General features: G+C 43.5%; 2 protein-coding genes and 2 pseudogenes. 3 read left to right on the forward strand and 1 reads right to left on the reverse strand.

The window, feature by feature from the left end; genetic code table 11:
• Positions 1 to 609 (reverse strand): formylglycine-generating enzyme family protein (locus ACFI32_RS14730; protein ID WP_462627378.1); only part of this gene is annotated, 609 nt, incomplete at its 3' end.
• A gap of 267 nt (positions 610 to 876) precedes the next feature.
• Here ACFI32_RS14730 and ACFI32_RS14735 point away from each other — a divergent pair.
• The 3 genes and pseudogenes from ACFI32_RS14735 to ACFI32_RS14745 all read left to right on the forward strand — a co-directional run.
• Positions 877 to 1167: pseudogene (locus ACFI32_RS14735) on the forward strand (transposase); the annotation flags it as partial.
• Between the two features lie 62 nt (positions 1168 to 1229).
• Complete coding sequence (locus ACFI32_RS14740; RefSeq protein WP_462627379.1) at positions 1230 to 1472, forward strand: transposase; 243 nt, start codon at positions 1230 to 1232, stop codon at positions 1470 to 1472.
• Between the two features lie 134 nt (positions 1473 to 1606).
• Positions 1607 to 1759, forward strand: a pseudogene (locus ACFI32_RS14745) (IS3 family transposase); the annotation flags it as partial.
• Positions 1760 to 1923: the final 164 nt, after the last annotated feature.

Consider the following 1923-nt stretch of genomic DNA (forward strand, 5'->3'; position numbering starts at 1 on the left):
CTCATCGTATGTAGCGATATTACGTCCACCATTTATCCAGCCGTTATCTGTGGGAAACAGCACATACTCACCACGATTACGTGCCGCATATTCCCACTGTGCCTCAGTCGGCAGACTCATCGGAACGTCCGATTGCTGACCCAGCCACTGGCAGTAATGCTGCGCCGTTTGCCAGTTGATACCTGCTGCAACATCACCCTCACGTACTTTAATATTATTTTCTTGCATTCCCACTTTATCTTTCCCTGTCGCCATGCTATAGACATCAAAGTCACTATAAGTGGCTTTATAGGCATTCATGCTAAAGCTATCGAGCGTTACCTTATGCAGCGGTTTATTATTTCTACTACTGCTAATAGGACCGCCACCATTAATAGTCACTTTATGTCCGAAGTCCCCCATATCATAGCTGCCACCTTCGATAAAGCGCATGTTAGTCTTTTGCGTGGCTAAAAAGTCATCAAGTTGTTGCTGCTCAGCATTAGTCAGGTTGTCCCGAGTTTGAGGAATGCCGTTACTGTCCGTCAAGGTAGCAGATGTTTTCGCACAGGCAGATAGAGTAAATAAAGGCAAGATAAACAAAGATACGAATAAAGGCTTTAGATTCATAATGAGTTACAGTGGCTTTTTGTTGATAAATAAAGCGTATTGTATGCCAAGCTATGGGTATTTGTCTAAAAAGGAATAGAGGCGGTAAAAAGTACCGATGCAAAATATGACATCTGTAAAAAGATGAGTGATTATACCAGCCCTCACTTGACCTCTGCCGTCAAATCCGTACAGTTAAACTTATGTAGTGGCATAATAAAATTGGACCGCTGCTAAGAGGTTATACTACCCTAAAGAGGAAAACAGTATGACAGCAAACGCAATGAATATACCCGAGAATTCAAATTAGAAGCCATCAGCTTAGTCGTTGAACACAAACATAAAATACCCGATGTGGCGAGCTCACTGTGCGTTGGCAAATCCACTCTGCAGAAATGGCTGACTCAATACCGTCAAGAAATAAGTGGCGAAGCCCCTAAAGTCGGTAACGCTTTAACGGATGAACAGCGCGAGCTTCAAGAGCTGCGTAAACAGGTTCAACGGCTGACTATGGAGCGCGACATACTAAAAAAGGCTTCTGCTCTACTGGCCTTGGACAGCCTGAACGGCTATCGTTAATCAGTCAGCTTGCAGAGCAAAACAAGCAGGTCAATAGAAGCCTTCTGTACAAGCTGTTTGGGGTGACTAAGAGTAGTTACTACTATGGACTAAAGCCCAGGCCAATTAGCCTTGAAGCCGTCAAAAACAAAGCCTTAATACGCCAAATATTCAACGATTCCAAGCACTCAGTAGGCGCTCGTAGCATTGCCGCCATCATGATGAATGAACATGGCATCAAGCTGACTCGTTATATAGCAGGTAAACTCATGGCGCAGATGAGACTTCAAAGTCGTCAAATAAAAATGCATAAAAACATTCGCTGAATCCGTGGTCAGTTGTAATGGCATGACGCAAAGTATGAGCCGAAACGGTAATTCACTACGGGCACAGCCCTTCGTCTTGCACCCGGGCAAAGCAGTGCTTTGCTAATCCTCGCTCATAGGATAATGTCCCTACTGAACGCTTCTTTAGAAGCTTCAAGACAGAATGGATGCCAAAAGGCGGGTATGAGAATATCGATGAGGCATCAACCGCCATTACTGACTATATTTTCGGCTATTATCAAACTGTGAGGCCCCATACTTTCAACAAAGTATTTAGCACCAGCTGAAAAAGAAAAACGATGTTTTAATCAAAACCTCTTATCAGGTGTCCTAAATTAGTTGACCACTACAGACTAATCTCGTAGAGCTTTATCGCTGTACGGATGCTCATACCTTGGTCAATAGACTTCCAAACCTTCTTACGAAGAATGATAGGATAAGTCATAAGCAG

The sequence above is a fragment of the Psychrobacter sp. PSi21 genome (genome assembly GCF_054960615.1).